Here is a 24650-nt window from a genome sequence, read left to right as displayed (position 1 = left end):
AATGACTTCTTTTAAGTGGAATTTTTCGTAACTAATTGTCATAGATTTGTCCTCCAATAATTGTTTTGATTGGGCGAATTTGCTCTTTGGCTACTCGTGTCAATCCATTAGAATCAGTCAATGTTTTTTCTTCTGCTTGAATCGTGAAAATCGTTAAATCAGCATCTTTACCTATTTCCAACGTGCCTTTTTGCGTTAAATGGAAATTCTCAGCAGGAGCCTTGGTTACCTTTTCAATAATTTCTGGCCAATCATAGCCGACCACACGGAGTTTTTCCATCGTTGTGGCTAAATCATAAACAGGACCATTTTCTCGGTTACGGATGTAGATATCTGTGCTAATTGATGCAGCTTTCATTCCCTCGCGCAACGCTGTTTCAGCTACGTGAAAATTGAAACTATCCGTACCATGCCCGATATCAAATACGACTCCTTTGTTGTACGCTTGCCAAGCGAAATCTTTTATTTTATCCGTTGCTTGGTCTAAGATACCATTTTCTTTCCCATTAAAACAATGGGTTAGGACATCCCCTTTTTCCATCAAGGCTAAAATTTCATCTAAATGAGGCGGTGCTGATCCAATGTGAACCATTAAGGGAATTTCTTGGTTCTCTTGCTGAATCTGTTTGGCCAATTCTAAAGGCGTAATGCCGTTATCGCCAATAACGGTCCTACTCATACGGGCTTTAATCCCTACAACAAAATCTGGTAATTCTTGAATCGCTTTTTTGACTAAACTCGCTTGTACTTTACTTAAATCTGCGAGTTCGTCCTGAGCAACGATGCCCCATTTAGAAATATTGACTAATCCAAAAACATTTGTTTTTGCTTGCTGCGCTAAGTCATAAAATTCATGAATGTTTTCAGCACCTGTTGTCCCAGCATCAATCACTGTCGTAACACCCTTTTTGACCCCAATTTCATCTGGATAATCATAATAAAGAGCCATTTTTTCAAAACAATGAACGTGATCATCTATCCAGCCTGCGGATACATAAGTACCTGGTTCTAAGTGGATAGTTTCTTTTGCAGAACCTGAAATAGTTGCTGCAACAGCAGCTATTTTTTTCTCTTTAATTGCAATTTCAACAGGCATACCATCTACTGTCTGTCCATTTTTTATAAGTAAATCGTAGTCCATATTCTTCCCTACTTTTCTATAAATCTAAATTTTGTCCAAGGCTTAATGAATTCTAATAATACAAGTTCTTCTTCTATAATACGCCCTACTCGGTTTTTGCGTGAGTCTTGATGTGGTTCTAAAACGACTTGTAATTCATTTTTGTATTTTCCAAATGCATCATTTCCCACAACAACATCTCCAGGTTGTAGCATTGCTTGATTATCATGTGGGGGATTAACTTCATTTTTATATTTTTTACGCACTTCTGTGGAACGAATCATCTGCTGAGTGATATCTCCACGGCGAAAATGTTGATTTTTTGTTACGATTTCTTTTTCAATTTCAGAAGTCGCTTCTTCAAAAACAATGGTCAATTCTGTTTGATAACGATTCAACTGACCCAATGCTTCTAATTCTTCGTTGGAAGCATAAGCATTTCCAATAACAACATCATCAATTAAATTTGTTGCAAATAAATGTTTAGCTTGAACAGTGACTGGCAACTGTCTATGCATTTCTAAAGTAGGTAGCCCATCATTCACATCCCAAGGACCAATTTCACCTACCTGTGATGAAATAAAAGCAGCTGTCCGAATACCTTCCTTTTTAAAACGGATGCTACATTTTTCAAAGAAATCATACGGCAATGCAGTTCCCGCTTGTGGATAAAAGTTATGACAACCATATAAGAAAGGTCGATTCGCTTCATACGTCAAAATGTTATCAAGATAAGCGACATCATTACTCATATTCAACTCAATAGCCACGCCGAATGGATTAAACGTCAACATGGCTTCTTTATTTCCATCAAACCCTGTATCCAACCGAATCCCATCAGCTCCTAATTCGCTGAAAAAAGTCAAATCATCATATGAAATTTCCAATTCATCAAAGATACTTGGAACGACATCTAAAATTGTTTCAAATCCTAAATTTTTCGCATAACTAATTAATTCTTTAAATTTTTTCTGAACCGCTTCTTTGCCATCGGTCACTTCTAACATACTCATAAAAATTCGAGTAAACCCACATTCGCTGGCTTTTTTTAAATACGCTTTATCTTGATTGATATCACTATGATCTGGATAAACTGATACACCTAATGCTCTTTTCATCTTCGTTCTCACACTCCGCTATTTTCAAATTTATTTCGAAATTTCCAAGCAATCACCGAGCTACACAAGATTGTTGTAGAGCCAACGAGCAATACTGGTTGATTTAGAAATCCGCCAATTATCATGGAAAGAGTAATACAAACTGCCGTAAAAACCAACGTCTTTACCAAACCAAATTGATAAACAACAGTAGGCAACTGCCCTTTTTCTATAATAATTTGACTAACGATAAAAAAGAAAATGAACCAAATAATCATCTTATACGCTCCTGACTTTCTTCTCTGACTTAGAAGGGGCAGGATATTCATATCAGAACACCCGCCCTAACATTTTTTAATTTTTTGCTGCTTGTTCAGCTGCTAATTCTTCTGCTTCTTTATCCAATTGTTGTTTTTCATAAACTTTGAAAAATGGATAGTAGATAGCCATTGTAATTAAGAAGTTAACAATCACTAATACTGCGGCCGAGAAACTCCAATTGGTACTCATCCAAGCAGCAATTGGTGCTGGAATTGCAAACGCTAAGCGTGCAGCCATCATCGGAATTATATTAGCGACTGTTAAGAAATAAGATAACGTTGTGGTAATTAACGGTGCCACGATAAACGGAATACCTAAAATAGGATTCATTACGATAGGCGTTCCAAAAATAACTGGTTCATTAATATTAAACAAGCCTGGTAAGAACGATAAACGGCCAAGACTTTTCAGATACGTTGATTTAGAAAACATCATTAAAACAACTAAAGAAAGCGTAGTTCCAGCGCCACCAATCCAGATAAACCATTGTAAAAACTGTTCTGTAAAAATATTAGGTAACTGATGAACGTTTGCGCCATTGGTAAAAGCTTCAAGGTTTTCTGCAATCGACATATCCCAGAAAGGACGAATAACTGGGCCCATAATCGCTGGACCATGAATCCCTAAAACCCAGAAGAAACAGATTAAGAAGACTGTTAGTAAGCCGCCAAATAAACTGTTACCAGCAAGGATACCTTTAAGTGGCATTAATAACGTACTCAAGAAACCATTCAAATCAAAACCAATTACGTGGCGAATAACCCAGAATAATAAAAGAATAACTGCTCCTGGAATTAACGCAATAAATGAATTTGACACTTCAGGCGGTACGCCATCTGGCATCTTAATCATAATATCTTTTTCAATAAAGAAGCGATAAATTTCAACAGATAACAGCGCTGTTACAATCGCACCAAATAAAGAAGCTGAACCTAAATTTGCTAAATTAATATAGCGCCCTGCTGTAATGACGTTGTCAACATCTTCAAAGACACGTGTTGGTGGTGCCGCTGTTACTAAAAAGGCCATTAATGCTAAAATTCCGCACGTCAAAGAGTCAAGCTTATAACTTTTGGCCAATGATGAAGCAATCCCAAATGTTGCATAAAGTGCAAGTAACCCCATCGTATAGCGGGAAGGAATATCTAAAATTGCTTGATAAGGTTCAATCAATTTTGTGTATGCCTCAATTGGAATATTTTGAAAAATTGTAAAGAATGAGCCCACAATTGTTAAAGGCATCGTTGCAATTAATCCTTTTCTAATCGCTGTCATATGGCGTTGCGAACCAAATTTATTCGCAATCGGCATTAACTTAACTTCCATCCACTGTACAAAACCATTCATTTGTTAATTCCTCCGTTCAACTAATAAAAATAATAATTATTTCGCATTTATAATAACATAGTAACATTATAATGTAAACGCTTATTCTTATTTGTGACAGAGAAAGTGCAAAACAAAAGGCTTTTTCTTATTATAAAGAAACTGGGAATATTGCACCAAAAATCATTGCGCCTAAAATTGCGCCCCCAGCGATTGGTTTTTTCCAAATGTAAAAACCTAAAGCTCCTAATGTAGCACCAATCCCAATAGGAATCGAAGCACCCGCCGCACTCAAAATAATTAACGGGCCTAAGAAGCGTCCTGAGGCATTACCAGCCCCCATCATCACATCCGCACCAAAAGTGGAATTTCCTTGATTGATAGTAAATTTCCGAATCAACACAATTACGCCACCAACTGCTAACCCTAGTAGCGCACCTGTTAAAAGTGCTAAGCCAAAGTTTTCTACAGGTGCTTTAATACCCATGCTGAGGAAAATTGCAGGTACGCCAATCCCGATCCCCGTTAAAATTGAGCCACCTAAATCTAAAATCCCGACTAAAGAACCTTCTAAAATTCGTGCAAACAGGAAACTTGCACCAAATGCTGCGGCAGCGCCATAAGAACCACCATCTAAACCAGCTTTTAGCATCGCAACAATTGAAACTTCATTAAAGGCGCCCACACCATAAACTACATACATATGTGTTCCTGCAAAAATTGCCGCTGACATAATCCCGACTAAAATGGGAAAGCCCCAATCAGCATACCAAAAACTTTTGCCTTTTAAACCTTCTTGAATTTCTTGTTCTTGTTGTGCCCATTCATTTTTTTCTTGCTGTTCCATCTATGAGACCTCCTTTTTTCTATTTAACGGTGAAGACATTGTGTAAATTATTTAACCATTGAGGAATAGACAAGCGGAAACTTTCGATCATTTCTAAGTCGAACCCTCGGAAGAAGCCACTTAAAATAAATAATAAGATAATGACACCAAGCATGCCGCGTGTCATTCGGGTCCACCCTAAATCATCGACACCTTTACCGATTAAGATCCCTAATACAACTCCTGGGACAGCATTGCCCATGACTAATTGAGATAATCCGCCAAATAATGTTCCCCAGAAACCCGTCCGTTTTCCTGCATCTAAAGCCGCTAGCCAGAATAAAACAGGCATCACAGTATTGATTAAAATCGTTGCTGCAGGTACCAACACCGCAACCGCTGTTACTTGTAGCGATTCTGGAATTGCTGCAGCTGTACTATTTAAGAAAGCCACAGTCGCCATTCCTACAAAGACCCCGACAATCCCCATTTTTTTGGGATTATGCATCGTTTTAGTGACATCTTTATCCTTTACCAATAAAATTGCTGCAGCCCAGTTAGGCACAATCCGGTGGGTCACATCTTGTGTAAAGGCCCCTGCTCCGACGGCCGAAGCCCAAGCATTAAAGAAAAAACCTAAACCAAAAGAAAAGTGTGATGCTGGATCTCCTTGTGCCGCGTTCATTTCTCCTAATGTTCTAAATGCCCCTAACCCTTGCGTTTGTGGTGCATGAAACATCCGAGCAGCGCCTGCGCCAGCTGCAAAACCTAGTAAACCACCAATAAGCAATGACTTCAGCAAAATGATTACAAATTCCATTCCTTCTTCCTCCCTTTATACGCCTCTTTTTGAAAGAAACGGAACTACTACTGCGTTCGGTTCTTTAATTGTTTCCGTTAAAAAATCAACTTCTTCGACTGCAATGGCTTGGATTTCCACTTCTACAGCTAGTTCGACATGATAAATCACTCTCTTTCTAGGAAAGAAGAAGAACAGAAATTTTTCTGTATAAACTTGTTCTTTTGCCTGACGAATAGTTACTTCTTTCGGTTCAATCCGGATGAGGACCTCTGTTGTTTCTTTTAATACTTTTTTTGAAACATCATTCAATGCACTTGCAAAAGCTTCATTCTTCTTATTACCTTTTCCAGAAACAATCACGGTTTGTGTTGACCGTTTTGTGGCATCCATAATTACCGCTCCTTTCTAAGTTACTACTTTCTATGCTCCGTGTTTCTTAATAAATGCTTCAGTTACTCGTTTACCAAGTTCTTCCTGATCCATAAAACCAAATCCAAGAACAGTTTTCCCATCGTTAATTGCTGTTACCCCTTCTTCGATTGATCGCATGCCATGTCTTTCGGGATACCCGTATTTAGTAGCAGCCGTTAACGCTCCTGCACCACCACTTCCACAGAAAGAAATGCCTAAATCAGCCTTTTCTTGTTGCATCACATCTCCTAAACGCATATCAGCGCCCATTCCTGGAACAACAACCGCGCGACCACCGGCTTGCTCCACTCCTTTTGCAACATTTTGTCCTTTTCCTAAACGATCTGCGATAACTACTGTAATCATAACTTTTCCTCCTATTAATTGTTTTGTTTAGCAACTTCAAAATGAACAGCTAAAACATACCATTCATCTTCTGATAACTGACCAATTGCTTCTGTTGTTTCTTCTGCAATTTTCAACGTTTCTGGCGTTAGTTCCGTAAATAACGTCCGATCAACACCAGCTAATGTCGTTCCTTCTCTTGAACGATTCAGCATCTCATTGAGATGGTTAATCAAAATCGTCCACTGTAATTCCGTTGGTTCAATTTGTGCTTCTGCTAATCGCGCACTGGTTTGTTTGATAATCGATTGTAGCTTTTCTGGTTCAGCACTTTGTCGAATGATCTCCTGTGCTTCCATTGCTAGTTCCATCCTCTTCCTCCTTTGGTTGTTCTAAATAATTAAGTAATGCTGAAATTTCAGCATGATTGACAGGTAACTCATTTTTAGCAAATAAACATTCAATTTGCCGAATTTCTTCTTGCCTTTCATGAGATACTTCTCTATTACAAGGAATCTCTTCGTATTGTTTATTAAACGTAATCCGATGTGTCATTAATAAAACGTGAAGTAAAAAGGCTTCTTGATATTCGCTCAGTAACTTTGTTTGAAACATTCGTTTTAACTCTTCATAAATAATATACGCTTTTACTAATAAATCTTGGCTTTGTATCCGTTCATTTTTTTCAATTACATCAGATTTCGTGGAGCGAGCGGTACCTTTCCCTTGACGTTTCCCTAATAAAATTTTATCGACCTCTTCCCGAATCAAACTTAAGTCTGTGTCCGTCAACAATGGACTAACTTTAATAAATGGGTATGTCATTTCTTCAATTGGGAAAATACTCAATACCAAATCGGGCTTTTCTGCTTGAATCACTTCAGTTGCATTTAAAACAGAAGCAAATCCTGCGAGTTCAACGTTTGGTACTTCCTCTAAAATTTTTTGTTCAATTAAACTGGTCACACCTAAGCCCGTCGAGCAAACATACACAATCCTAACAACTTTAGCTTCCTGCTGTTGTCGTTCCTGAGCTGCCAAAAAATGCAACGCAATATATGCGCAGAAAGAATCGTTGACTAACAAAACAGAACGTTGAATTAATTGTTTACAGGCACTTTGAATAGCTAAAAACAACGCTGGGTGTTTTCCTTTGATTTCTTCAGAAAACGGATTGTATTCATTAATAAATAAATGTTTCTTTGTAAAACGTAAGGACAGGTGTGCAAACAAGTTCGTAAATAATTGGCGATCATTTACAAAAGGATAATTCAGCTCTTTTGAAACGCTTTCAATCACTTGCTTTGTTAATTGAACCATATCTTGCCGTTGATGGGTTCCGAATAAATCACTATAAATATAAAAATATTCATCCGCTAATAAAGGCAAGTCATACCGTTCAAACACCTCTTGTAAAAGTAAAAGTGGTACTTCGTTCCGTTGTTCAAAGCGTGTTTTTTGTGATAACACTCGGTAAGTCCCAATTGTATGTGCCATCTGCATACGTGCTGCGGCAATTGCCACTCTCAACGTAATAGATAATATTTCGGCATAATCAAATTGATTTTGATCGAGTGGATTAATTAAATTTCGCATTTTTTTCAATGCACTACGATAACAACCTTGAAACAATGTCCCTGACCCAAATTTAATTTTAGGGATTTTTTCAGCCCCTTTTGTCTTTGTCACATAGTTCATAATTTGGTAAATATCGTATTCTGTAAGTTCTTTTTGAGTGATAAATTCCATCAGTAAGCGTACATTGCTTTCTTCACCACTGATTGTAAACCCTTGCCGCGCTTGGCGAATTAAGGTTAAATCATATGCTTGCAGCAACCGTTCGACCTGTTCCAAATCACTGACAATTGTGTTTCGACTCACTAATAATTCATCTGCTAGCTGCTGTGCCGTTAAGTACCCTTTGACTGACAATAACTGAAAAATCAATACATTGACTCGTCTTTTTTGATCAGGATAGGTTTCAAATCGATCGACATCGATAATTTCATTTTTTAACAGTAAGCGTTTAGAGTCAGGTAAATCTAGCCAGATTCCCTTATTTCGTTTTGAATAAAGTGTCTCATCGTGCTGTTCAAACCAAGCACGAATATCTTCTAAATCATACTTAATTGTTCGAACGCTGACAGTAAAGCTCTCAGCTAATTCTTGCGTGGTAATACTCCCTTCCAAATCCAAAAGCATCAATAAAATATTTATCGCTCTTTTGGACAACAACACGGTCATGCCTTGTCACCTCTTTTCTTTTCCCTTTACACTTAAAACTATAGCGTTATTTTATCTGTTCCACAACACAAAAAAGTTGCACTTATAAAAGTGCAACACTTCTCTTTTCATACAAAAAAAATCCCTTAACAGTAGTAACTGTTAAGGGATACCACACTATTTATTTGCATAAATAGACAGAAACCTTCTCCACAAAAGTATTCTGTCCGACACGTTACAAATCCGGTAACTGATAGCCGTACTATCTGGTGTCGTTGTGTTTGACAATCACTAGCCGTCAAAACGGAATAGCCGAAGCTATCTGATTGAGTCAACTCGTCGCATAAAACACACTTTAACACAGAATAGTTTGGATAGCAAGTGATGGTAATTATTCGTTATCGAACCATTCTTGATAAAAACTTTCAACAATTTTAACGGTTGCTATCGTTAATTCTTTCGTCATTACTGGGCTAGTTAACTTTTTGTCTTGTAAACATTGATTCACATGATTGATTTCATACGTAAATTCACTAGTGAATTGTTCAGACCATTTGACAGTGTTGCCTTGAGCATCTGTATAATAAGCACAATCTGTTTTCCAGAAATTAGGAATAACGATTTGCCCTTTCGTCCCACAAATGGTCATTTCACTAGGTATCTTTAAACCAACATTAATAAAAATATTGCCCAGCGTCCCTTCAGCAAATTTCAAAGCTAAATTACATTGACTATCCGTCGCCCCTTGCTGATACGTTGCGGTTCCCGTAACCTCTTGAATCTCTTTCCCTAATACGTATTGTAAGTATTGTAATGGATAACTTCCTGAGCCATGAAGCGCTCCACCACCCGCTTCTCTCGAGTAAAACCAGGGAATATGATCCACATTGGGATAGGCAGTAACTGACTGAACCCATAAAATCTCTCCCAATCCCCCTTCTTGAATCGTTGCCTTTACTTTTTGGGTAATTGGTAAAAAGACAGACTTCTGAGCTTCCATTAGAAAAACCCCTTGCTCCTGTGCGATTGCAAAGAGTTCTTCTGCTTCAGCAGCATTTAATGTAAATGGTTTTTCCAGTAGGACGGGTTTTCCTTGTGATAACGCAAGCTTAGCTGCTGAGTAATGTCCTTGATTGTAGGTGGGAATATAAATAATATCAATTGTTTCATCCTTACATAACTCTTCATAACTGCCATAAGCCACCGGAATCGCTAATTCTTTAGCCATTTTTTGAGCATTCTCTAAACGCCTTGATGCAATCCCGCGCACTTCAGCTTGCGCGCTTTCTCGAAGCCCTGCTACAAATCTTGGGACAATTTGGGCAGTACTCATAATTCCATAACGAATTTTATCCATGTGATCGCCTCCTCTTTCACTATACGAGAAAAACGAATATTTGGAAACCATTTCAACAAAAAAAGAAACCGTTTCCCCAAAACGATTTCTTTATATGTAAATTAACGGATACCAACGCTAACTTTTAAAGCTTGATTGACCTGTTCCATCTCTTCACGAGAAAGTTGACAAACCTTGTGTAGCATTCGTTCTTTATCCAATGTTCGAATTTGTTCTAACAAAATAAGTGATGGCGTCCTGCACTCGTTATGGGGAATTTCGATAAGGACTTGCGTTGGTTGCAGCCGCTTGCTTACGTTACGGGTAATCGGTGCAACAATCAACGTTGGACTAAATAAGTTACCTTTGTTATTTTGAATAATCAGGACAGGTCGAATCCCACCTTGTTCAGAACCAACAACTGGTGAGAGATTCGCATAAAAAACCTCACCTCTTTTTATCATTCAGATTCCCTTCCCTCCTTTTCCTTTAAAAAATTATAGCATATTGTTTCTTGCAATATTTTCAACTTTTTAGCTATCCCTTAAAATATTTGATAAAACCACCCTTTAAAAGTCAAAAAAAGCTTAAACAGTCGACTCTGATATAGAGACGGCTATTTAAGCTGACTATTACATTTTTGTTAAAATACTATCCACTTTTGTATTAATTAAATCAATAGCGACGTGGTTTTCGCCACCTTCTGGCACAATGATATCTGCATAACGTTTCGTAGGTTCAATAAATTGGTGATACATGGGCTTGACGACTGTCAAATATTGTTCAATCACAGAATCCAACGTACGGCCACGTTCTTCCATATCACGCTTGATTCGACGAATAATACGGATGTCATCATCTGTATCCACATACACTTTAATATCCATTAAATCCCTTAAGCGGCGATCTTCTAAAATTAAAATCCCTTCAAGAATAATTACTTCTTTCGGTTCTTGTATCACCGTTTCTGTACTTCTTGTATGCGCAACGTAGTCATAAACTGGCTTTTCAATGGCTTGATAATTTAACAGTTGTTCAACATGTTGAATCAATAAATCTGTATCAAACGCAAAAGGATGATCATAATTGGTATTTAAACGTTCTTCAAAACTCAAATGGCTCTGATCTTTATAATAAGAATCCTGTTCTAACATCATAATTGAATGATCGGGAAAATTATTAAAAATCGCACGGCTAACACTGGTTTTTCCGCTTCCTGATCCGCCAGTAACACCAATGATAATTGGCTGACTATCTTTCATGTATAAACCTCTTTCTTTTCAAAAACTTCATTGTCTTTTACTATTATAATGAAAACTCTGAAGAATGCCAGACCTTTTCCAAGACTTTTCATGTGATTTTTATCTTCTTATGAAAAATCTGCCCACACTTCTTTCAATTACAGTATACTTATCAATAAAAGGAGAATCCTACCTATGATTAAAAAAGTCAAAAAAGAAGCACTTACAACGGCGCATTACGCTCTTCTTTATGAGGCAGATCCCTCAAAAAAAATGGTGGCAGATTACATTACCCGCGGCATTTGCTTTGACTATCAGACTGAAGAACTTCAAGGAATTTTAGTCCTGTTGCCGACTCACCCACGGACATTGGAAATCGTAAACATCGCTGTCTCAGAAGAAAGCCGAGGGCGGGGCATCGGGCAAGAATTATTACATTTTGCCATTGATTTTGCCAAAAAAGAAAAGTATGATTCCTTGGAGATTGGGACTGGGAGCACAGGCTTTCAACAGCTATATCTCTACCAAAAAGTCGGTTTTCGAATGACACATATTGAACCAGATTTTTTTATCCATCATTATGATGAGCCTATTATAGAAAACGGCTTGCCTTTAAAGGATATGGTTCGCTTACGGTTACATTTAAGTTAAAAAGAGGTCGGGACAGAACCGTTTAGCTCCGAGAAATAAGAAGAAATTTCCGAAAATTGCTCTATAATTTTTGGAGAATTTCGGCTTATTTCCGAAGGAGTTGCTTCTGTTCCCGCCGTTTATCAGTTTTTGAGCGTGGAGCAAAAATCCAAAGTGATTTTTGTCCCACGCTCTTTTTAATGCCCAAGAATTGGTAACAACTCATCTAGCTGTTGAATCGTATAATTGGGTTGAATGGTTGGTGTTGCTGGAGCGGAGGTCGGATTGAGCCAAACAGTTTGAATTTTCGCTTGTTGACCTCCTTGAATATCTGAATGCAAAGAATCGCCAATAATCATTGTTTTTTCTCGACTAAAATTAGGAATCCGTTCAAAAACAAAATCAAAATACTCTTTCATCGGTTTTTGATAACCCACTTCTTCTGAAACAAAAATATCTTTAAAATAAGGCATTAATTTCGAATCTTCCAACCGACGATACTGTGTTTTTGCCACTCCGTTTGTCACAATATATAAATCATAATGGGGTGCTAATTTTTCCAAGATACGTTGACTATTGCCAAGCAAGTCATGTCCTTGACTTAAATATTCTCGGTAGTTTTCTCCCATTTTAACGCTATCAACTTCTCGATTAAACGCGTCAAACAATAAACCAAACCGTGTATCAAGGAGAACATCTTTTGTTATTTTTCCTTCTTCAAATGAACGCCATAATCCTTGATTAATTCGGTGGTATGTTGACTCGACTTCAGATGTAAATGGTACATTTTCTTCTTCAAATAAGGCATGTAGCGCCTTCTTTTCAGCCAATTTAAAATCTAACAATGTATCATCAACATCAAAAAGCAATGTTTTCATTTCCGTTCCTCTTCTCTTTTCAAATTACTCGGTAACGCTTTGCTTGTTTGTTGTTTTTCAATAAAAAAATAAGGCAATAGCAATTGTAACTCTTCTCTTGTTAATGAACGATAAGCACCTAAAGGTAATTGCGGATCTAGCCGCAACGGCCCCATAGTTTGGCGTTTTAAAGCAGTCACTTTTTTCCCCACGGATAAAAACATTTTTTTCACTTGGTGAAATTTTCCTTCTTGAATAGTCAGGAAAACATGACTCTCCGTTTCAGTCGCTGCAAGAACAGTTATTTTTGCTGGCTTACATTGAATGCCTCCTTGCAAAACAATCCCATCTTTAAATTTAGCACAATCTTCTGCAGAGACCAAACCATTGACTTTCACTTCATAACATTTCGCTACTTCTTTATTTGGCCGAATTAATTGATACCCTAATTGTCCATTATCTGTTAATAGAAGTAACCCTTCCGTATCGCCATCGAGTCTGCCCACTGGATAAAGACCAGGGCGTCTGTCTTGTGGCGCAATCAAATCAATAACTGTTTTTTTAGATGCATCTGAGACAGCGCTAACCACACCTTTTGGCTTATTCAACATATAGTACACATGGGTCTTATGCGAAATTAATTGTCCTTTTACTTTAATCATTTGTAATTGCGCATCGACATTTTGGCTTTCATTTAAAGTCACGATGCCATCCACAGTGACCTGCTTGCCTTTGATTAATCGTTTCACCGTTTTGCGTGATCCAAACTGAAGTTCTTCTAGTAATTTATCTAATCGCATTGTTCAGCTCCATTCTGGTATAAGTATAGTGGAATCCGTTAAAGATGAAAAGTGGAAAAAGGTAATTCCTTGACGTATAAAAATATAAGTGTTACGGTTAATAAGTAAAGTAAATAAAGGTTTCTCAAAAACAGCGTAATGACCTGGGAGAGAACAACGATAACAATGAACCATTCCCATGAGTGTTGCCTGGCAATATTTGTGGGGATTTTTTGATTATTGTTAGCATTTTTCTAGACAAGAACAACTGAAAAAAGAGTTTCTTTTTTCCATTATGTTTTGTTTCTGAGTTTAACCAAATCACTCATTATTTCAAGGAGGAATTAGGTTATGTCAGTACAATTAGAAGTTAAAGAAAGAGCTATCCGTCCACGTTCACTAAGAAATCAGCTACGTCACGAAGGGAAAGTACCTGCCATTGTTTACGGTTACCAAATTGAAAGTACACCAATCTATTTTGAAGAAAAAGACTTATCAAAAATTTTACGCGAACATGGTGCTAACACCGTTATTAAAATGACAGTTGATGGCAAAAACATCAACACATTAATGTCGAAAGCACAGTTAGATACCTTTACTGGTCAAATGCTTCATGTTGAATTCTTATCTGTAAATATGAAAGAAACAACAGAAGTCGAAGCAGAAGTTCAATTAATTGGTGAATCTGCAGGTGTGAAAGCTGGGGGTACCTTAGCTCAAAACTTGTACACTGTTTTAGTGGCAGCCACACCAGACAAATTGCCAGAATCAATTGAAGTAGATATTACAAACTTAGAAATTGGTGATGCTCTTACAATCGCTGATTTACCTGAACACAAAGACTATGAAATTTTAACTGATCCAGAAGAACAACTAGTTGCTATTGTTGAAGCACAAACTGCTCCTGAAGAAGAAGAAGGAACAGCTGCTGAAACGACTGAACCAGAATTAGCCGAATAAAGAGTACACTTTTGTTCAGCTGATTCTCTTAAGTTTTAGAAATGGGATGTACGTTGAAACAACGTACGTCCCATTTTCTTTTTACTGCATGTCGTGATTTCTTCACATAAATGATGACACCTGCAAAGCTAGGAAGCTACAGAGGAATATTAAATTTTTGCTAATCTACGCAATATTTTCAAACGAAACAATTTCTTTTTTTTAAATTTGCAGTATACTAAAAGTAAGTAAACAAAAAGGAGGTCATCCATATGTTTGAACGTTTTGATAGTGACCGTAGCCGCTATGCTTCATTAGGTGTTGTTTCTAGCTTACCTAGTGGCTTAATTGATAGTATTTGGTTGATTATTGACTTAAATCTAAAAGGGGTTATCCCTTTAAACGACTTACTTCACTTTGATTTGTTGAACAATAATGGCAAAGTGACTGTCCATTTTTCTCAAGAAAATAGTTCAGTAGAAATGGCCATCGACTTACCATTTAGTTATTCTACGGCATATCCGTCGCGAATTTTTGCTTTTGATGATGGCCATCGTGAAACGATTTTATTACCTGCAGAAATGTTAGAATCTTAAATAATTTCAACAAAGTAGCCTCAAATTCCGATTAAACTGGAATTTGAGGCTACTTTAATTTCTTTTAGTTATTCTACAATAATTTGTTTACTACTTCCTGCAGCATTTTCAAAATTAATAGTAAAGGTTTCTGTTGCATCATCATAAGTGATTCCGTCACTTTGACTAATTACTGTGCTGTAATCTTTTGGTATTTTTAAAGTCAGTGTCTTAGTTGTTTGTGTGGGATCAGAGAAAGTATACGTTTTTTGGTGTTGTTGTGTCTTTCTCATTAAAGAAATAGCTTTATTTGAGGTAATCCCTGCTATTGTACCGCCAGTTTCTGACCAAATGTTAACTCCAAGATAGCCTTCTTCTTCTTGCTTAACTGCTTGAATTTCTTCTGTATTTGAGAGAACTTCTACTGTTTTTTTGGCAGCATATGTTTTTAAATCAGTTTCATCGATTCCTGGTAAAACTACATAAGCATAATGCTCGTTCGTTGGGTGTTGACCATGTTGAATCGTAAATGTTCGATAATCACCTACATATTCTTTATCACTTGGAAATGCTTCATTAATTGCTTTATAGGTTCCTTTTCTAGTTTCACTTTTAACATTTACCGTTGTTTCTTCTGGAAAATAATAACCCATATTAGCATTGGAATGATCCGACTTTAGTAATAACCATTGTTTTTTACTCGTTTCATTTTTCTCATGAATCTCCCCAATATTTGATAGCACTTGATACTGATACGCATCATTTAACAAACGATTATCAACAACTGTCTCAATCGAAGCTTCTGTATCCCCTTTAATTCCTGCGCCTAATGCGATAATTTGCCCATTTAATACAAACCAAGATTTTTTAGCTTGTAGGTTCATAGGTAAAAGTTTCCCATTATTTTTGGTCCCGTCTTTATTAAGAGCCATCCCTACTACTGCCTGATTGTCTGACGTTACTCCACCAACCCATTGCTCTTTCGATGTGATTGTTGTAAATGCTGAAACTTCATCTGCCAAAGAAATGGTATCTACCGTTGTTCCTGGTAGTCGATAGGGATCTACAGTTGGCCAATAGCTGGAATTAAATTGAACCTCGTCATCATTATATACGTACATCATTCCGTCACCAGTGTGCCAGCCACGTTTATTTTCTTTATTCCCTGCTTCAAAAGATGCAGTGCGCTTTGAATACAAGCCTAGCCCAAACATATAACTAGGTGTGCGTTGGACAAATCGATCCATCGAAGCATAAAGTTTCGTGCCTGTAAAAGGAAGTTGCCCTCCCGTAATTTCTGGATTAGTTAAAAGTTGCATAGTCATCTGTAAATCATTAAAATCACGAGCATTTGTCAAATAATAATCTGGGTTCTCCTTCATCCAATATTTAACGGCTTCTTGAAATTTCTTTTGATAATTATTAGGGGCAAATTTAGCCACAATTAATAAATTATACATGGTAGTTGAGCCGTAGCCTGTTTTTCCAACTGCTGGGGCTCTTGAGATGGAACGGCCATTCACGGTTGGTAGCATTTCACCTTTATAAATCAAAGGAAGAAAGGCACGATCAACATTTTCAACAAATTCTGTCACAAGAGTTGCATCCATTTGAAAAGATGAATCTGCTGTAATGGCCAAAATTTGTCCAACCCCTTTCACCAAAACATTGCCATACGAACCTGTATAAGGAATGTTATTGTGCTGGATAAAAGAACCATCTTGGTAAAAACCATCACCTTTTGTGACTAATTTAAATACATCGACGATACTACTGGATGCTTGGTTAATTTTCCCGCTATCCTTTTGTAAAATTCCTAACCCCAAAACAGTTAAAGCTAAGTCCGTTCGGTTCGCTCCTGATGTCACAAAATTTGGGATAAAAGCTAAATCCACAAACGTTCCTTGTGGTTTTGTATACAACTGTTTAAACGGATCTGGGACATAACTGCTCAGCGCATTTGTATAGATTTGTTGCTTTTCTGGAGAAACTTTATCCTCTAAAATCATTAGAATATTAAGAAACTTCTGTGGCACACCAATTTGCCAGTCCCACCAATTTCCATGGTACTTTTTCCCATCATATCCTTTTTGCGTTACCATAAAATCTAAGCCATCAATAATGGTTGCTGCCAATTTGTCATCTTGGTAAAGCGTACTCCCCTTCGTTCCATAGGCTAACGCTAATTTTTGCAATTTGGTAAATTGAGTCGTTAAATCAGCCGATGGCGTATTGCCAGGCTCTAGTGGCCATAAATAGCTGCGGTTCGGCTCTTTATTCATCGTTTGATCGAGTTCTGTTGCTTCATTGGAGATTTTTTGGACGTAGTCTACAAGCGCTTGGTTAGTTGAATCATATTCTTTTGAAACAAGCTGATTTCGCCATTTTTCTTTTAATTCTCGGTATTCTGCAGATGAATCGATAACAGGAATGCTACCAACGGGGCCACTTTTCATAGAAATGATATTCAGCTTTGATAGATTACCAAATAGTCTAATTCCTACAGCACCCATCCAGTCATCATTAATGGACGTACCATCAGGATAATGAACCTCTTCATTTTCATAAAATAATTGATCATTCAGGAATGTTTGAATTTTTTTCCCATCATAGCGAACTAGCAGTTTATATTGTTGACCACTTAGTAATGTTGGTCCCGGAATATTAGTTAGCCATTTACCGCCTGGTTGTCCTAACTGCCAGCGACCGTCACGATTATAAGCAAAAGATTGCCATTGACTCGTCTTTTGTTTATCTCCGCGAAAAACCAATCCGAAGTTACTTTGCCCTTCATATAAAAAGGTTAGTTCAAGATCTCCTGAAGATTGTTCGCGTGCATCAAGATTGATAGAGACAGATTCGAGGTTTGTCCCTTGCTTCGTGTTTGCGATCCATAAACCAGCAGAATCATTCTTTTTTTCTGCTGTTCCTACCAAATCTTGCCAATGCCCAACTTGATTGGGGAAATCTGAAATGTAAGAGGGTTGCTCAATCGTTTGGCTCGCTTCGTTTTCTTCTGCAAAAGTAAGGGTGGTTCCCATAAATCCATTCGTCAAAGCAGTAAACAGTCCGACCAGCATTACCCATATTTTCCTGTTTTTCATTCTTTCTCCTCCTAAAAAATTATCGTAAAACGCTTACATCCGAATTAGAGAAAAAGAGTGAAGAAAAATACTTTCTACACTCTCCGACTCTCTGAAAATCACTTAATATACTTTTTACGCCAAAATACCAAAGGCACTCAAAACAATCGATAAAATTAAAATAATCCAAATCACTCGTGTGGAATTTAGTTTCTTTTGACCTAACATCCAATAAGTCAAAAGAACAAGTAAGATTGGAACTAAGGAAGGCAAAATCGCATCTAACGTATCTTGAATAACTAATTCGACCCCGTTCTTTTTATAAACAAAAGGAACTGTCGCCTTGATAACTGAAGGAATTAAGGCACCAATCACAGTCACACCAAGAACAGTTGCTGCATTCGTAAAGGCAGATAACTTGTCTTTTAAGGTCGTCACTAGTTTGACCCCTTGCTTATAACCAAGTGGTAAGAGCGCGGCCCGACCAAACAATAGTGCAATATTTGCAATAATCCAAATAACACAGCCAACCACCGAACCATTTTGAGCCAGTGTCCCTGCAACAGAGCCGAAAATCGTCCCCCAAATAACGTGGAATAAAGAGTCCCCAACGCCTGCCAAAGAACCCATCAGAGCTGTTTTTAGCGCAATAATTGTTTCTTTCGCTTTATAGCCATCTTGCTCTTCAATCGCAACATCAATCCCCATAATTAAATTCCCAAAAATAGCATTGGTGTTAAAAAATTGATTGTGTGTGCGCATCATATCTTGAAATTGTGCTTCATCATGACCATAGAATTTTTTTAAAACAGGTAAGATGCCGTATAAATATCCTGAACTCATCATACGTTCATAGTTCCAGTTTAATTGGCTTCCTAAAATATAACGCCAGCTAATTGCATTTAATTCTTTTTTTGTCAGTTTATGCTTACTCATCGCCGTCATATCCTCCTTCAAAATCACCATTTCCTGTTGTTGCTTGTGTCGTGCTTTTTGCCCCATCACGTTTAAATACAAGCATCGCTGCTACCATCCCAACTATCGAAACACCTAACATTGGAACTTTTAAATAAGCCGCTAAGAAAAAGCCTAATAGTAAATAGGGGATATATTGCTTCGTTGGCAAGTAACGTAATAAAATCCCTACACCGACAACAGGTAATACTCCTCCAGCTGTTTTTAAGCCCGTCATTAGCCATTCTGGCATGTTATCGGTAATCGTTGTTACTACAGCATCCCCCGCTAATAACATTAATAAAATCGGAATGGCACGAGACAGTCCCCATAGAACAGAACCAGATAAAACTAAACGTGGAATCCGTTTTACTTGCATCTTATCAATCGCTTTATCGACACTATGAAGTAAAAAGACATTACAAAAACGGGCGACTACATCTAGTTGCAACATCAACAGAGAAACAGGAACAGCTAAACCAATGCCATACTCCGCTCCTTTTCCAGAGATTACAGCGAAAGCGGTTCCTAAAACAGCCCCTGTGAAATAATCAGGTACCGATGCTCCACCAAAAGCAGCAATTCCTAAACGCATTAATTGAAGAGTGCCGCCAACCATTAAACCAGTTTTTAAATCTCCCATAATCATTCCAGAAATCATTCCAGCAATAGCTGGTTGCGTCAACGTATTTGAAATAAGTGAGTCATTAATAGCAATAAACGCATAAATAGTAATTAAAATAATTTGATACGCTGCTAAATGCATTGAAATTTCCTCCTAAATTTAAAAATATTCTTTCTTAGTCTGACAGTTTTAGCCGCGTAATTTTTTCATAAAATCAACGACTGGATCGTTTGGAACTAATTGGGCTGTCACAGTGACGCCTTTTGAAGCGATTGTTTCAAAAATTTGTTCTTCTTCTGGTAAAACTTGAATACTTTTTGTTACTTCGCGTGCTCCTTCTTTGTAACTCATATTCCCAACATTTACAGTTTTGATAGGTCCTTGCGCTTCGATAAAGCGGAGCACATCTTTCGGATTTTTAAATAATAAAAATAAACGCTGTTTACCATATTTTCCTGATTGAATATTTTTAGCGGCAGCCTCTACTCCAAGAACAGATAAACGCATCGAAGAAGGCGCTGCCATTCTCAAAGATGATTTTTGTAAAGGATCTGTAGCCGCCTCATCATTGGCTACAATTATTCGCTGTGTACTAAGACTTGTCGACCAAATTCCCGCTACTTGTCCATGAATTAACCGTTCATCAATCCGTGTGTTTACAATATTTTCTTTTCCAGCATATTGACTATAGTTACTTAACTCTTTTTCTTTGCTGGCTTCTGAAATCTCTTGTTCCGCTTGATTCATTCCAGCCTTTACATCAACAATATTTTCTTGTGCTAAACAAACTAATTCTTTAATCGAAGCCTGTTGATTAACCACTGCTTCAATCACAACAGAGAGCGTCATCCCTGCAATAATTTCCACTCCGTCAACGTTCAAATAATTCTTAGTTGCCACGTTACATGGCGTTCCTCCTAGTAAATCAGCAATAATCAGTGTCGTACCGTTAAGGGCTTTCATTTTTTCATTTAGCTCTTTCTCAAATTGAAGATTGTCGCTATCTGGTCGTAATGAGACTGTATGCACGTGTTCTTGCCGACCAACGATCATTTCTAAGCTAACTTTGACGCCTTCAGCCATGCTACCATGACTAATTAGTACAATGTTTTCCACGAATTTCCCTCCCTAGATGTAGGTGACCCTACTTAACATGTTATGTTCTCTACGAACTTACTATAACACATACTAAGTTATCCGTAAACCTAATATCTTAATATATTGAATTTATTTTTTTGAATTCTTTAAATAAAAATTGTCTTTCCTCTTTTTCAAAGTGTTTGCTAAAGGCTAGTTAACATGTTATGCTTAATTCATTCGATTACTAGAATGGAGGCAATCGCATGTTACCTAAATATGAACAAATTAAACAAGACCTTTTACGTGAAATAAAAAATCATACCTTTATTCCTGGTGATAAATTTTATTCTGAAGCCGATATTAAACGAAAATATGCTGTTAGTTCTATCACAGCTGTCAAAGCACTGAATGAGCTGACCAGTGCAGGTTACTTGTATCGTATCCAAGGAAAAGGGACCTTTGTTTCGAAATCAAAAGTTTCTCAAAATGTAAAATTTTCTGATATCGAGTTGCATTCTTTAGACTCTGAAAAAGTTAAAGTCCTTTCAATTGAAGAAGATAATCAAGCCGAAATTTTAAAGGAATTAGGCTTACCAGCTAACGCTTCTTATTATAGAATCAAGCGTGTACGCTATTCTGAAGATACACCCTTTCTCGTACATATCACACATCTTCCCAAAAAGCTTGTTAAAGAGCCGCTCTCAAAGGACCTCACAGCTTATGCAAGTGTGTATGAACGAGTCCGTAAAGATTTTTCAGTAGACCTCTTCTCGTTGGCTTCTGTAGAAACAAATGAAATTGTCTTTCCCGAAGATGCTGAGTTATTGAATTTACTTCAATTAAGTTTTCGTGAACCCGCTGTTAAACAAGTTAAACATTCCTATCTCGCAGATGGTAGTGTTGCTGAATATATTATTAGTTATAAACATTGGAAATATTTCAAAACCAAAATAGAAGTAGAAGCCGAATAAATTTCAGCTTCTACTTCTATTTTTTTAATCTATGATTACTTGATTCGTAAATTTCAAGTACTCAATTTCAATTCCCTCTGTTTCAAAAATTACTACTTCATTTTGTCCTTGCTGTAAAAATTCTTTGGGACAATACAGCGAATGAATGGGTCCTATTTCCCAATAACGACCTAGATGATGGCCATTGACCACAACGAATCCTTTGCCGTAGCCTCGACAGTCAATATACGTGTCTGCTAGCTGTTCTAATTCAAATGTTACTTGATAAAACGAAGGCTGCAATGGATTTTTTCCAGCTGTGTAATCAATCTTGGCTAATTGCTCTTGTGAAAAAGTTAAGGGATAGTGTTGATAGCCTTGGTGAAAATGAATGTCTTGCATCACTCCACCTCGAATTCCTTTACTTTGTGTGGGATTATTTAATTTAAAGCCATAATTAACGCGACCTAAGTTTTCCACTAGGATATCTAACGCAAGTGTGTCTTTTTCAGTTTGCCCTGAAATGAGTAGCTCTTCTCCCACTGTCTCTTGATATTGGGTAGCAGCTAAATCTCCATCTACATAAATGTGTAAACGATCACTGGCCTCGACCACTTTTAGTTTATTTTCATGATGATAATTTTTTAAATCAAACGAATAAAGCAAGTAGCCATAGCCTGAGCCAGCTTCTTCCATACTTAATGGATACGTGGTGGTCTTCGGTGTCATCATTTGATCTTTTACTGCGAATAAGGATACGCTAGCAGTTACTGGAAAGCTTCCTAAATTCCCCAGTTTTTTCGTGCGTGGTTGTGCTTGCCAAACTTCTGGACATACTTCTTTAATTGCTTTTTGAACGGCATAATATTTTTCTGTTGGTTCTCCTGCTTCTGTTAATAAAGCATCATAATCATAGCTAGTGACTTGAGGTAAATCTTTTGCACCTCGCGCCGAACACCCGTTATAAAAGCCGAAATTTGTTCCTCCATGAAACATATAGAGATTTAAAGAACCCACTGCCAGCATATCTTTTACTTCTTTCGCCAAGTCGGTACCTTCCCGCTGAATCACTGGTTCGCCCCAACGATTGAACCACCCATCCCAGTATTCCATGCACATCAACGGCCATTTTTTACCATGACGAGTCATAAATTTTTTCAAAACGGCAGCATTTTCTTTCGAATGACTACCAAAATTTCCTGTCACAAAAACATCCTCTTCAATTAACGTACCCGCATCCAAAACCTCTTCCCAAGCGCCATCAGATGTAAAAAGAGGAACCTCAATCCCCAGTTCTTCCATTATCTGCTTGGTTTGTCGCAAGTACGCTTTCTCCATGCCATAGGACCCATATTCATTTTCAACCTGCATCATGATCACTGGTCCACCTTGTGTTATCTGCAGCGGTGCTAGTTTAGGCAATAATACTTGAAAATAGTTACGAACTTTAGTCATAAAAATAGGATCTGTCGAACGTAATCGCACACCTTTTTCTTTCAAAAGCCATGCTGGTAAGCCACCAAACTCCCATTCTGCACAAATATAAGCCGAAGGACGCAGAATAACTAGTAAATTCAGTTTTTCTGCCAAGCGGACAAATGCTTCAATGTTTTTCATTCCTTCAAAATCGTATACGCCTTCTTCTGGTTCATGAATATTCCAAGGAATGTAGGTTTCTACTGTATTAGCTCCTAAAGCTTTCAGATTATAGAGGCTATCTTCCCATTGGCTAGGTGTCATTCGAAAGTAATGAATCGCCCCGCTAATAATTTTTATTGGTTGTCCATTTAATAAAAAGTCTTCTTTAATCTCAAACGTTTGCATCATTTTTCCCCTTTACCAGTATCTTTGCCATGATGGTTTTGCTAAACGCATTAAGGCTTCCATGTAAAAATAATCGCCCCATAAATTGGGTTCATCAATCCCTTTTCCTTCTGCATGTGCGTAAACACCATGGAGTAGCAGTCCTTCATTTTCGGAATCATTTTGCGTACGATAATATTCTCCTAATTGATAAATCATTCCTTTGGCAAGCTCTTTCGCTTGAGGAAAAGCCTGTAGTTTGTCTGCTTCCAATAAACCACATGCCGCAATTGCCAGCGCCGAGCTATCTTTGTCAGATGGCATTTGGTCATTAAAATCAAAATCCCAATAGGGAATTAAATCTGCTGGCAAATGAGCTAGAAAAACCTCCACTATTTGTGGATACATTTCTGGAAATGGTTGGGAATGGAGAAATGTTTCGTTTAGGGGAATCCCTAAAATTGCCCAACTTTGGCCTCGTGCCCAAATGGAAGTATCACTATGTCCTTGATGCGTAGCTCCATGTTTTGGTTTGCCTGTTTCTGGATCAAAATAATAGGTATGATAAGTTGTCGCATCGGATTTAATCACCGTTTTCATTAACGTATGATAGTGACGTGAGGCAATTTCCTCATAAACCCTATTTCCAGATAATTTAGTTGCTTCAAATAAAAGCGGTAAATTCATTAATGAGTCGATAATTAATCGATATTCTTTGGGATCACCATAATGGCCCCACGCTTGAATGAAGGAGCCATTTTCTTGGAATCGTGCTGACAATACTTCAGCGGCAGCTAGCACTTCTTGTTTACAGCGCTCATCACCGGTAATTTTATACCCAGCACCCGCCGATAGACTATATAAAAAACCAATGTCATGGTGGTCCAAAACAAAATGCTCCTCTAATCGTTGTTGAAAGCTGTCAATATTTTCCATTGCCAGTAAACGAAATTTTTCTTGGTGAGACCACTCATATGCCAGCCAAAGCATGCCTGTCCAAAAGCCATTGGTCCAATCATCGTTAGCTTTGAGACGATATCGACCATTCGTAGCACAAGCTGAAGGAAACTGTGTTCCGAAACGCTGCATATTTTTAGCAATTTTTGAAACGCATTCATTTAATTGCGTTTGAATCCATTCATCTGTGACATTTTCTCCTAGAGAGATCAGTCTTTGTTTATTTTCTTGACTACACATCTCCATCACTCCTTAACTTGTTAACATATTAACTTATTGTATTATAACGTAAAAGAAAATAAAAAGCGACCTTTCTTGATTATTTCTCTTAAAAACAAGAGCGTGGGACAAAAATCACTTTGGATTTTTG

At 37.5% G+C, this 24650-nt stretch carries 25 protein-coding genes; 4 read left to right on the top strand and 21 right to left on the bottom strand.

Annotated features, from left to right (window positions below; all coding sequences use genetic code 11):
• Positions 1-31 precede the first annotated feature (31 nt).
• The 13 genes from HMPREF2810_RS04020 to udk all read right to left on the bottom strand — a co-directional run bounded on the left by HMPREF2810_RS04020 (position 32) and on the right by udk (position 11069).
• Positions 32-1141: an amidohydrolase/deacetylase family metallohydrolase gene (locus HMPREF2810_RS04020; protein WP_002381282.1), complete on the bottom strand. Its 1110-nt coding sequence runs from the start codon at positions 1139-1141 to the stop codon at positions 32-34.
• 8 nt (positions 1142-1149) lie between these two features.
• Entirely contained in the window at positions 1150-2238 is a 1089-nt protein-coding gene (locus HMPREF2810_RS04015; RefSeq protein ID WP_002379152.1) for a DUF871 domain-containing protein, read from the bottom strand.
• Between the two features lie 8 nt (positions 2239-2246).
• On the bottom strand, positions 2247-2546 hold the full coding sequence (locus HMPREF2810_RS04010; protein WP_002363233.1) for a hypothetical protein: 300 nt from the start codon (positions 2544-2546) through the stop codon (positions 2247-2249).
• Between the two features lie 25 nt (positions 2547-2571).
• Positions 2572-3885, bottom strand: a complete 1314-nt coding sequence (locus HMPREF2810_RS04005; RefSeq protein WP_002358780.1) for a PTS sugar transporter subunit IIC — start codon at positions 3883-3885, stop codon at positions 2572-2574.
• Positions 3886-4015: 130 nt separating this feature from the next.
• Positions 4016-4711: a DUF4310 family protein gene (locus HMPREF2810_RS04000; RefSeq protein ID WP_002361314.1), complete on the bottom strand. Its 696-nt coding sequence runs from the start codon at positions 4709-4711 to the stop codon at positions 4016-4018.
• Positions 4712-4730: 19 nt separating this feature from the next.
• On the bottom strand, positions 4731-5510 hold the full coding sequence (locus tag HMPREF2810_RS03995) for a DUF4311 domain-containing protein (RefSeq protein WP_002386993.1): 780 nt from the start codon (positions 5508-5510) through the stop codon (positions 4731-4733).
• A gap of 15 nt (positions 5511-5525) precedes the next feature.
• A complete protein-coding gene (locus tag HMPREF2810_RS03990; RefSeq protein ID WP_002355708.1) occupies positions 5526-5882 on the bottom strand; it encodes a DUF4312 family protein in 357 nt (118 codons plus the stop codon).
• Positions 5883-5912: 30 nt separating this feature from the next.
• Complete coding sequence (locus HMPREF2810_RS03985) at positions 5913-6269, bottom strand: glycine-rich SFCGS family protein (RefSeq protein ID WP_002355707.1); 357 nt, start codon at positions 6267-6269, stop codon at positions 5913-5915.
• Between the two features lie 14 nt (positions 6270-6283).
• Positions 6284-6607, bottom strand: coding sequence for a PRD domain-containing protein (locus HMPREF2810_RS03980; RefSeq protein ID WP_002386991.1), 324 nt, complete (start codon positions 6605-6607; stop codon positions 6284-6286).
• Positions 6573-8492, bottom strand: a complete 1920-nt coding sequence (locus HMPREF2810_RS03975) for a BglG family transcription antiterminator (RefSeq protein WP_010706696.1) — start codon at positions 8490-8492, stop codon at positions 6573-6575. Before HMPREF2810_RS03975 ends, HMPREF2810_RS03980 begins: the two co-directional genes overlap by 35 nt.
• A 370-nt stretch (positions 8493-8862) precedes the next feature.
• Positions 8863-9879, bottom strand: coding sequence for a Gfo/Idh/MocA family protein (locus tag HMPREF2810_RS03970; RefSeq protein WP_002386990.1), 1017 nt, complete (start codon positions 9877-9879; stop codon positions 8863-8865).
• Positions 9880-9929: 50 nt separating this feature from the next.
• Complete coding sequence (locus HMPREF2810_RS03965; RefSeq protein WP_002355703.1) at positions 9930-10271, bottom strand: type II toxin-antitoxin system PemK/MazF family toxin; 342 nt, start codon at positions 10269-10271, stop codon at positions 9930-9932.
• A gap of 168 nt (positions 10272-10439) precedes the next feature.
• Positions 10440-11069: a uridine kinase gene (gene udk, locus HMPREF2810_RS03960; protein ID WP_002355702.1), complete on the bottom strand. Its 630-nt coding sequence runs from the start codon at positions 11067-11069 to the stop codon at positions 10440-10442.
• Positions 11070-11243: 174 nt separating this feature from the next.
• Here udk and HMPREF2810_RS03955 point away from each other — a divergent pair, with 174 nt between their 5' ends.
• Entirely contained in the window at positions 11244-11699 is a 456-nt protein-coding gene (locus tag HMPREF2810_RS03955) for a GNAT family N-acetyltransferase (protein WP_002386989.1), read from the top strand.
• 176 nt (positions 11700-11875) lie between these two features.
• Here the strand turns inward: HMPREF2810_RS03955 and HMPREF2810_RS03950 are convergent, their stop codons facing one another.
• Both HMPREF2810_RS03950 and HMPREF2810_RS03945 read right to left on the bottom strand, forming a co-directional pair.
• Positions 11876-12556 (bottom strand): YjjG family noncanonical pyrimidine nucleotidase, encoded by a 681-nt coding sequence (locus tag HMPREF2810_RS03950; RefSeq protein WP_002355700.1) that lies wholly within the window; start codon positions 12554-12556, stop codon positions 11876-11878.
• A complete protein-coding gene (locus HMPREF2810_RS03945; protein WP_002361308.1) occupies positions 12553-13335 on the bottom strand; it encodes a pseudouridine synthase in 783 nt (260 codons plus the stop codon). The genes HMPREF2810_RS03950 and HMPREF2810_RS03945 overlap by 4 nt, the downstream gene beginning before the upstream one ends.
• A 330-nt stretch (positions 13336-13665) precedes the next feature.
• Between HMPREF2810_RS03945 and HMPREF2810_RS03940 the strand changes: the two genes are divergently transcribed.
• Positions 13666-14274 (top strand): 50S ribosomal protein L25/general stress protein Ctc, encoded by a 609-nt coding sequence (locus HMPREF2810_RS03940; protein WP_002358773.1) that lies wholly within the window; start codon positions 13666-13668, stop codon positions 14272-14274.
• Positions 14275-14525: 251 nt separating this feature from the next.
• The gene (locus tag HMPREF2810_RS03935) at positions 14526-14849 is read left to right on the top strand and encodes a DUF960 domain-containing protein (RefSeq protein ID WP_002355697.1); all 324 of its coding nucleotides are present in this window, start codon (positions 14526-14528) and stop codon (positions 14847-14849) included.
• 68 nt (positions 14850-14917) lie between these two features.
• Here the strand turns inward: HMPREF2810_RS03935 and HMPREF2810_RS03930 are convergent, their stop codons facing one another.
• The 4 genes from HMPREF2810_RS03930 to HMPREF2810_RS15210 all read right to left on the bottom strand — a co-directional run bounded on the left by HMPREF2810_RS03930 (position 14918) and on the right by HMPREF2810_RS15210 (position 20573).
• Entirely contained in the window at positions 14918-17932 is a 3015-nt protein-coding gene (locus HMPREF2810_RS03930; protein WP_002399773.1) for a hyaluronate lyase HylB, read from the bottom strand.
• Positions 17933-18046: 114 nt separating this feature from the next.
• On the bottom strand, positions 18047-18847 hold the full coding sequence (locus HMPREF2810_RS03925) for a PTS system mannose/fructose/sorbose family transporter subunit IID (protein ID WP_002383066.1): 801 nt from the start codon (positions 18845-18847) through the stop codon (positions 18047-18049).
• Positions 18840-19631, bottom strand: coding sequence for a PTS mannose/fructose/sorbose/N-acetylgalactosamine transporter subunit IIC (locus HMPREF2810_RS03920; RefSeq protein ID WP_002358771.1), 792 nt, complete (start codon positions 19629-19631; stop codon positions 18840-18842). The genes HMPREF2810_RS03925 and HMPREF2810_RS03920 overlap by 8 nt, the downstream gene beginning before the upstream one ends.
• A gap of 48 nt (positions 19632-19679) precedes the next feature.
• Positions 19680-20573, bottom strand: coding sequence for a PTS sugar transporter subunit IIAB (locus HMPREF2810_RS15210; RefSeq protein ID WP_002383065.1), 894 nt, complete (start codon positions 20571-20573; stop codon positions 19680-19682).
• 260 nt (positions 20574-20833) lie between these two features.
• Here HMPREF2810_RS15210 and HMPREF2810_RS03910 point away from each other — a divergent pair, with 260 nt between their 5' ends.
• Complete coding sequence (locus HMPREF2810_RS03910) at positions 20834-21541, top strand: GntR family transcriptional regulator (protein WP_002355690.1); 708 nt, start codon at positions 20834-20836, stop codon at positions 21539-21541.
• A gap of 24 nt (positions 21542-21565) precedes the next feature.
• On the opposite strand, the gene HMPREF2810_RS03905 is transcribed toward HMPREF2810_RS03910, so the two are convergent.
• Both HMPREF2810_RS03905 and HMPREF2810_RS03900 read right to left on the bottom strand, forming a co-directional pair.
• The gene (locus HMPREF2810_RS03905; protein WP_011109466.1) at positions 21566-23344 is read right to left on the bottom strand and encodes a glycoside hydrolase family 35 protein; all 1779 of its coding nucleotides are present in this window, start codon (positions 23342-23344) and stop codon (positions 21566-21568) included.
• Between the two features lie 12 nt (positions 23345-23356).
• Positions 23357-24520: a glycoside hydrolase family 88 protein gene (locus HMPREF2810_RS03900; RefSeq protein ID WP_010706698.1), complete on the bottom strand. Its 1164-nt coding sequence runs from the start codon at positions 24518-24520 to the stop codon at positions 23357-23359.
• Positions 24521-24650 lie beyond the last annotated feature (130 nt).

This window comes from Enterococcus sp. HMSC078F03, assembly GCF_001811595.1.
GTDB classification, from domain to species: domain Bacteria; phylum Bacillota; class Bacilli; order Lactobacillales; family Enterococcaceae; genus Enterococcus; species Enterococcus faecalis.
The sequence above is the reverse complement of the archived record's forward strand: the minus strand, read 5'-3'. Positions and strand labels throughout refer to the sequence as shown.

Coding starts and splice junctions, on each gene's coding strand:
- HMPREF2810_RS03935 (WP_002355697.1), top strand. CDS start 14,526: ATGTTTGAACGTTTTGATAGTGACCGTAGCCGCTATGCTTCATTAGGT.
- HMPREF2810_RS03955 (WP_002386989.1), top strand. CDS start 11,244: ATGATTAAAAAAGTCAAAAAAGAAGCACTTACAACGGCGCATTACGCT.
- HMPREF2810_RS03990 (WP_002355708.1), bottom strand. CDS start 5,882: ATGGATGCCACAAAACGGTCAACACAAACCGTGATTGTTTCTGGAAAA.
- HMPREF2810_RS03985 (WP_002355707.1), bottom strand. CDS start 6,269: ATGATTACAGTAGTTATCGCAGATCGTTTAGGAAAAGGACAAAATGTT.
- HMPREF2810_RS03930 (WP_002399773.1), bottom strand. CDS start 17,932: ATGAAAAACAGGAAAATATGGGTAATGCTGGTCGGACTGTTTACTGCT.
- HMPREF2810_RS03950 (WP_002355700.1), bottom strand. CDS start 12,556: ATGAAAACATTGCTTTTTGATGTTGATGATACATTGTTAGATTTTAAA.
- HMPREF2810_RS03940 (WP_002358773.1), top strand. CDS start 13,666: ATGTCAGTACAATTAGAAGTTAAAGAAAGAGCTATCCGTCCACGTTCA.
- HMPREF2810_RS03945 (WP_002361308.1), bottom strand. CDS start 13,335: ATGCGATTAGATAAATTACTAGAAGAACTTCAGTTTGGATCACGCAAA.
- HMPREF2810_RS03920 (WP_002358771.1), bottom strand. CDS start 19,631: ATGCATTTAGCAGCGTATCAAATTATTTTAATTACTATTTATGCGTTT.
- HMPREF2810_RS03900 (WP_010706698.1), bottom strand. CDS start 24,520: ATGTGTAGTCAAGAAAATAAACAAAGACTGATCTCTCTAGGAGAAAAT.
- HMPREF2810_RS03975 (WP_010706696.1), bottom strand. CDS start 8,492: ATGACCGTGTTGTTGTCCAAAAGAGCGATAAATATTTTATTGATGCTT.
- udk (WP_002355702.1), bottom strand. CDS start 11,069: ATGAAAGATAGTCAGCCAATTATCATTGGTGTTACTGGCGGATCAGGA.
- HMPREF2810_RS04010 (WP_002363233.1), bottom strand. CDS start 2,546: ATGAATATCCTGCCCCTTCTAAGTCAGAGAAGAAAGTCAGGAGCGTAT.
- HMPREF2810_RS03965 (WP_002355703.1), bottom strand. CDS start 10,271: ATGATAAAAAGAGGTGAGGTTTTTTATGCGAATCTCTCACCAGTTGTT.
- HMPREF2810_RS03905 (WP_011109466.1), bottom strand. CDS start 23,344: ATGCAAACGTTTGAGATTAAAGAAGACTTTTTATTAAATGGACAACCA.
- HMPREF2810_RS04005 (WP_002358780.1), bottom strand. CDS start 3,885: ATGAATGGTTTTGTACAGTGGATGGAAGTTAAGTTAATGCCGATTGCG.
- HMPREF2810_RS15210 (WP_002383065.1), bottom strand. CDS start 20,573: ATGGCTGAAGGCGTCAAAGTTAGCTTAGAAATGATCGTTGGTCGGCAA.
- HMPREF2810_RS03910 (WP_002355690.1), top strand. CDS start 20,834: ATGTTACCTAAATATGAACAAATTAAACAAGACCTTTTACGTGAAATA.
- HMPREF2810_RS04020 (WP_002381282.1), bottom strand. CDS start 1,141: ATGGACTACGATTTACTTATAAAAAATGGACAGACAGTAGATGGTATG.
- HMPREF2810_RS04015 (WP_002379152.1), bottom strand. CDS start 2,238: ATGAAAAGAGCATTAGGTGTATCAGTTTATCCAGATCATAGTGATATC.
- HMPREF2810_RS03980 (WP_002386991.1), bottom strand. CDS start 6,607: ATGGAAGCACAGGAGATCATTCGACAAAGTGCTGAACCAGAAAAGCTA.
- HMPREF2810_RS03970 (WP_002386990.1), bottom strand. CDS start 9,879: ATGGTTTCCAAATATTCGTTTTTCTCGTATAGTGAAAGAGGAGGCGAT.
- HMPREF2810_RS03995 (WP_002386993.1), bottom strand. CDS start 5,510: ATGGAATTTGTAATCATTTTGCTGAAGTCATTGCTTATTGGTGGTTTA.
- HMPREF2810_RS04000 (WP_002361314.1), bottom strand. CDS start 4,711: ATGGAACAGCAAGAAAAAAATGAATGGGCACAACAAGAACAAGAAATT.
- HMPREF2810_RS03925 (WP_002383066.1), bottom strand. CDS start 18,847: ATGAGTAAGCATAAACTGACAAAAAAAGAATTAAATGCAATTAGCTGG.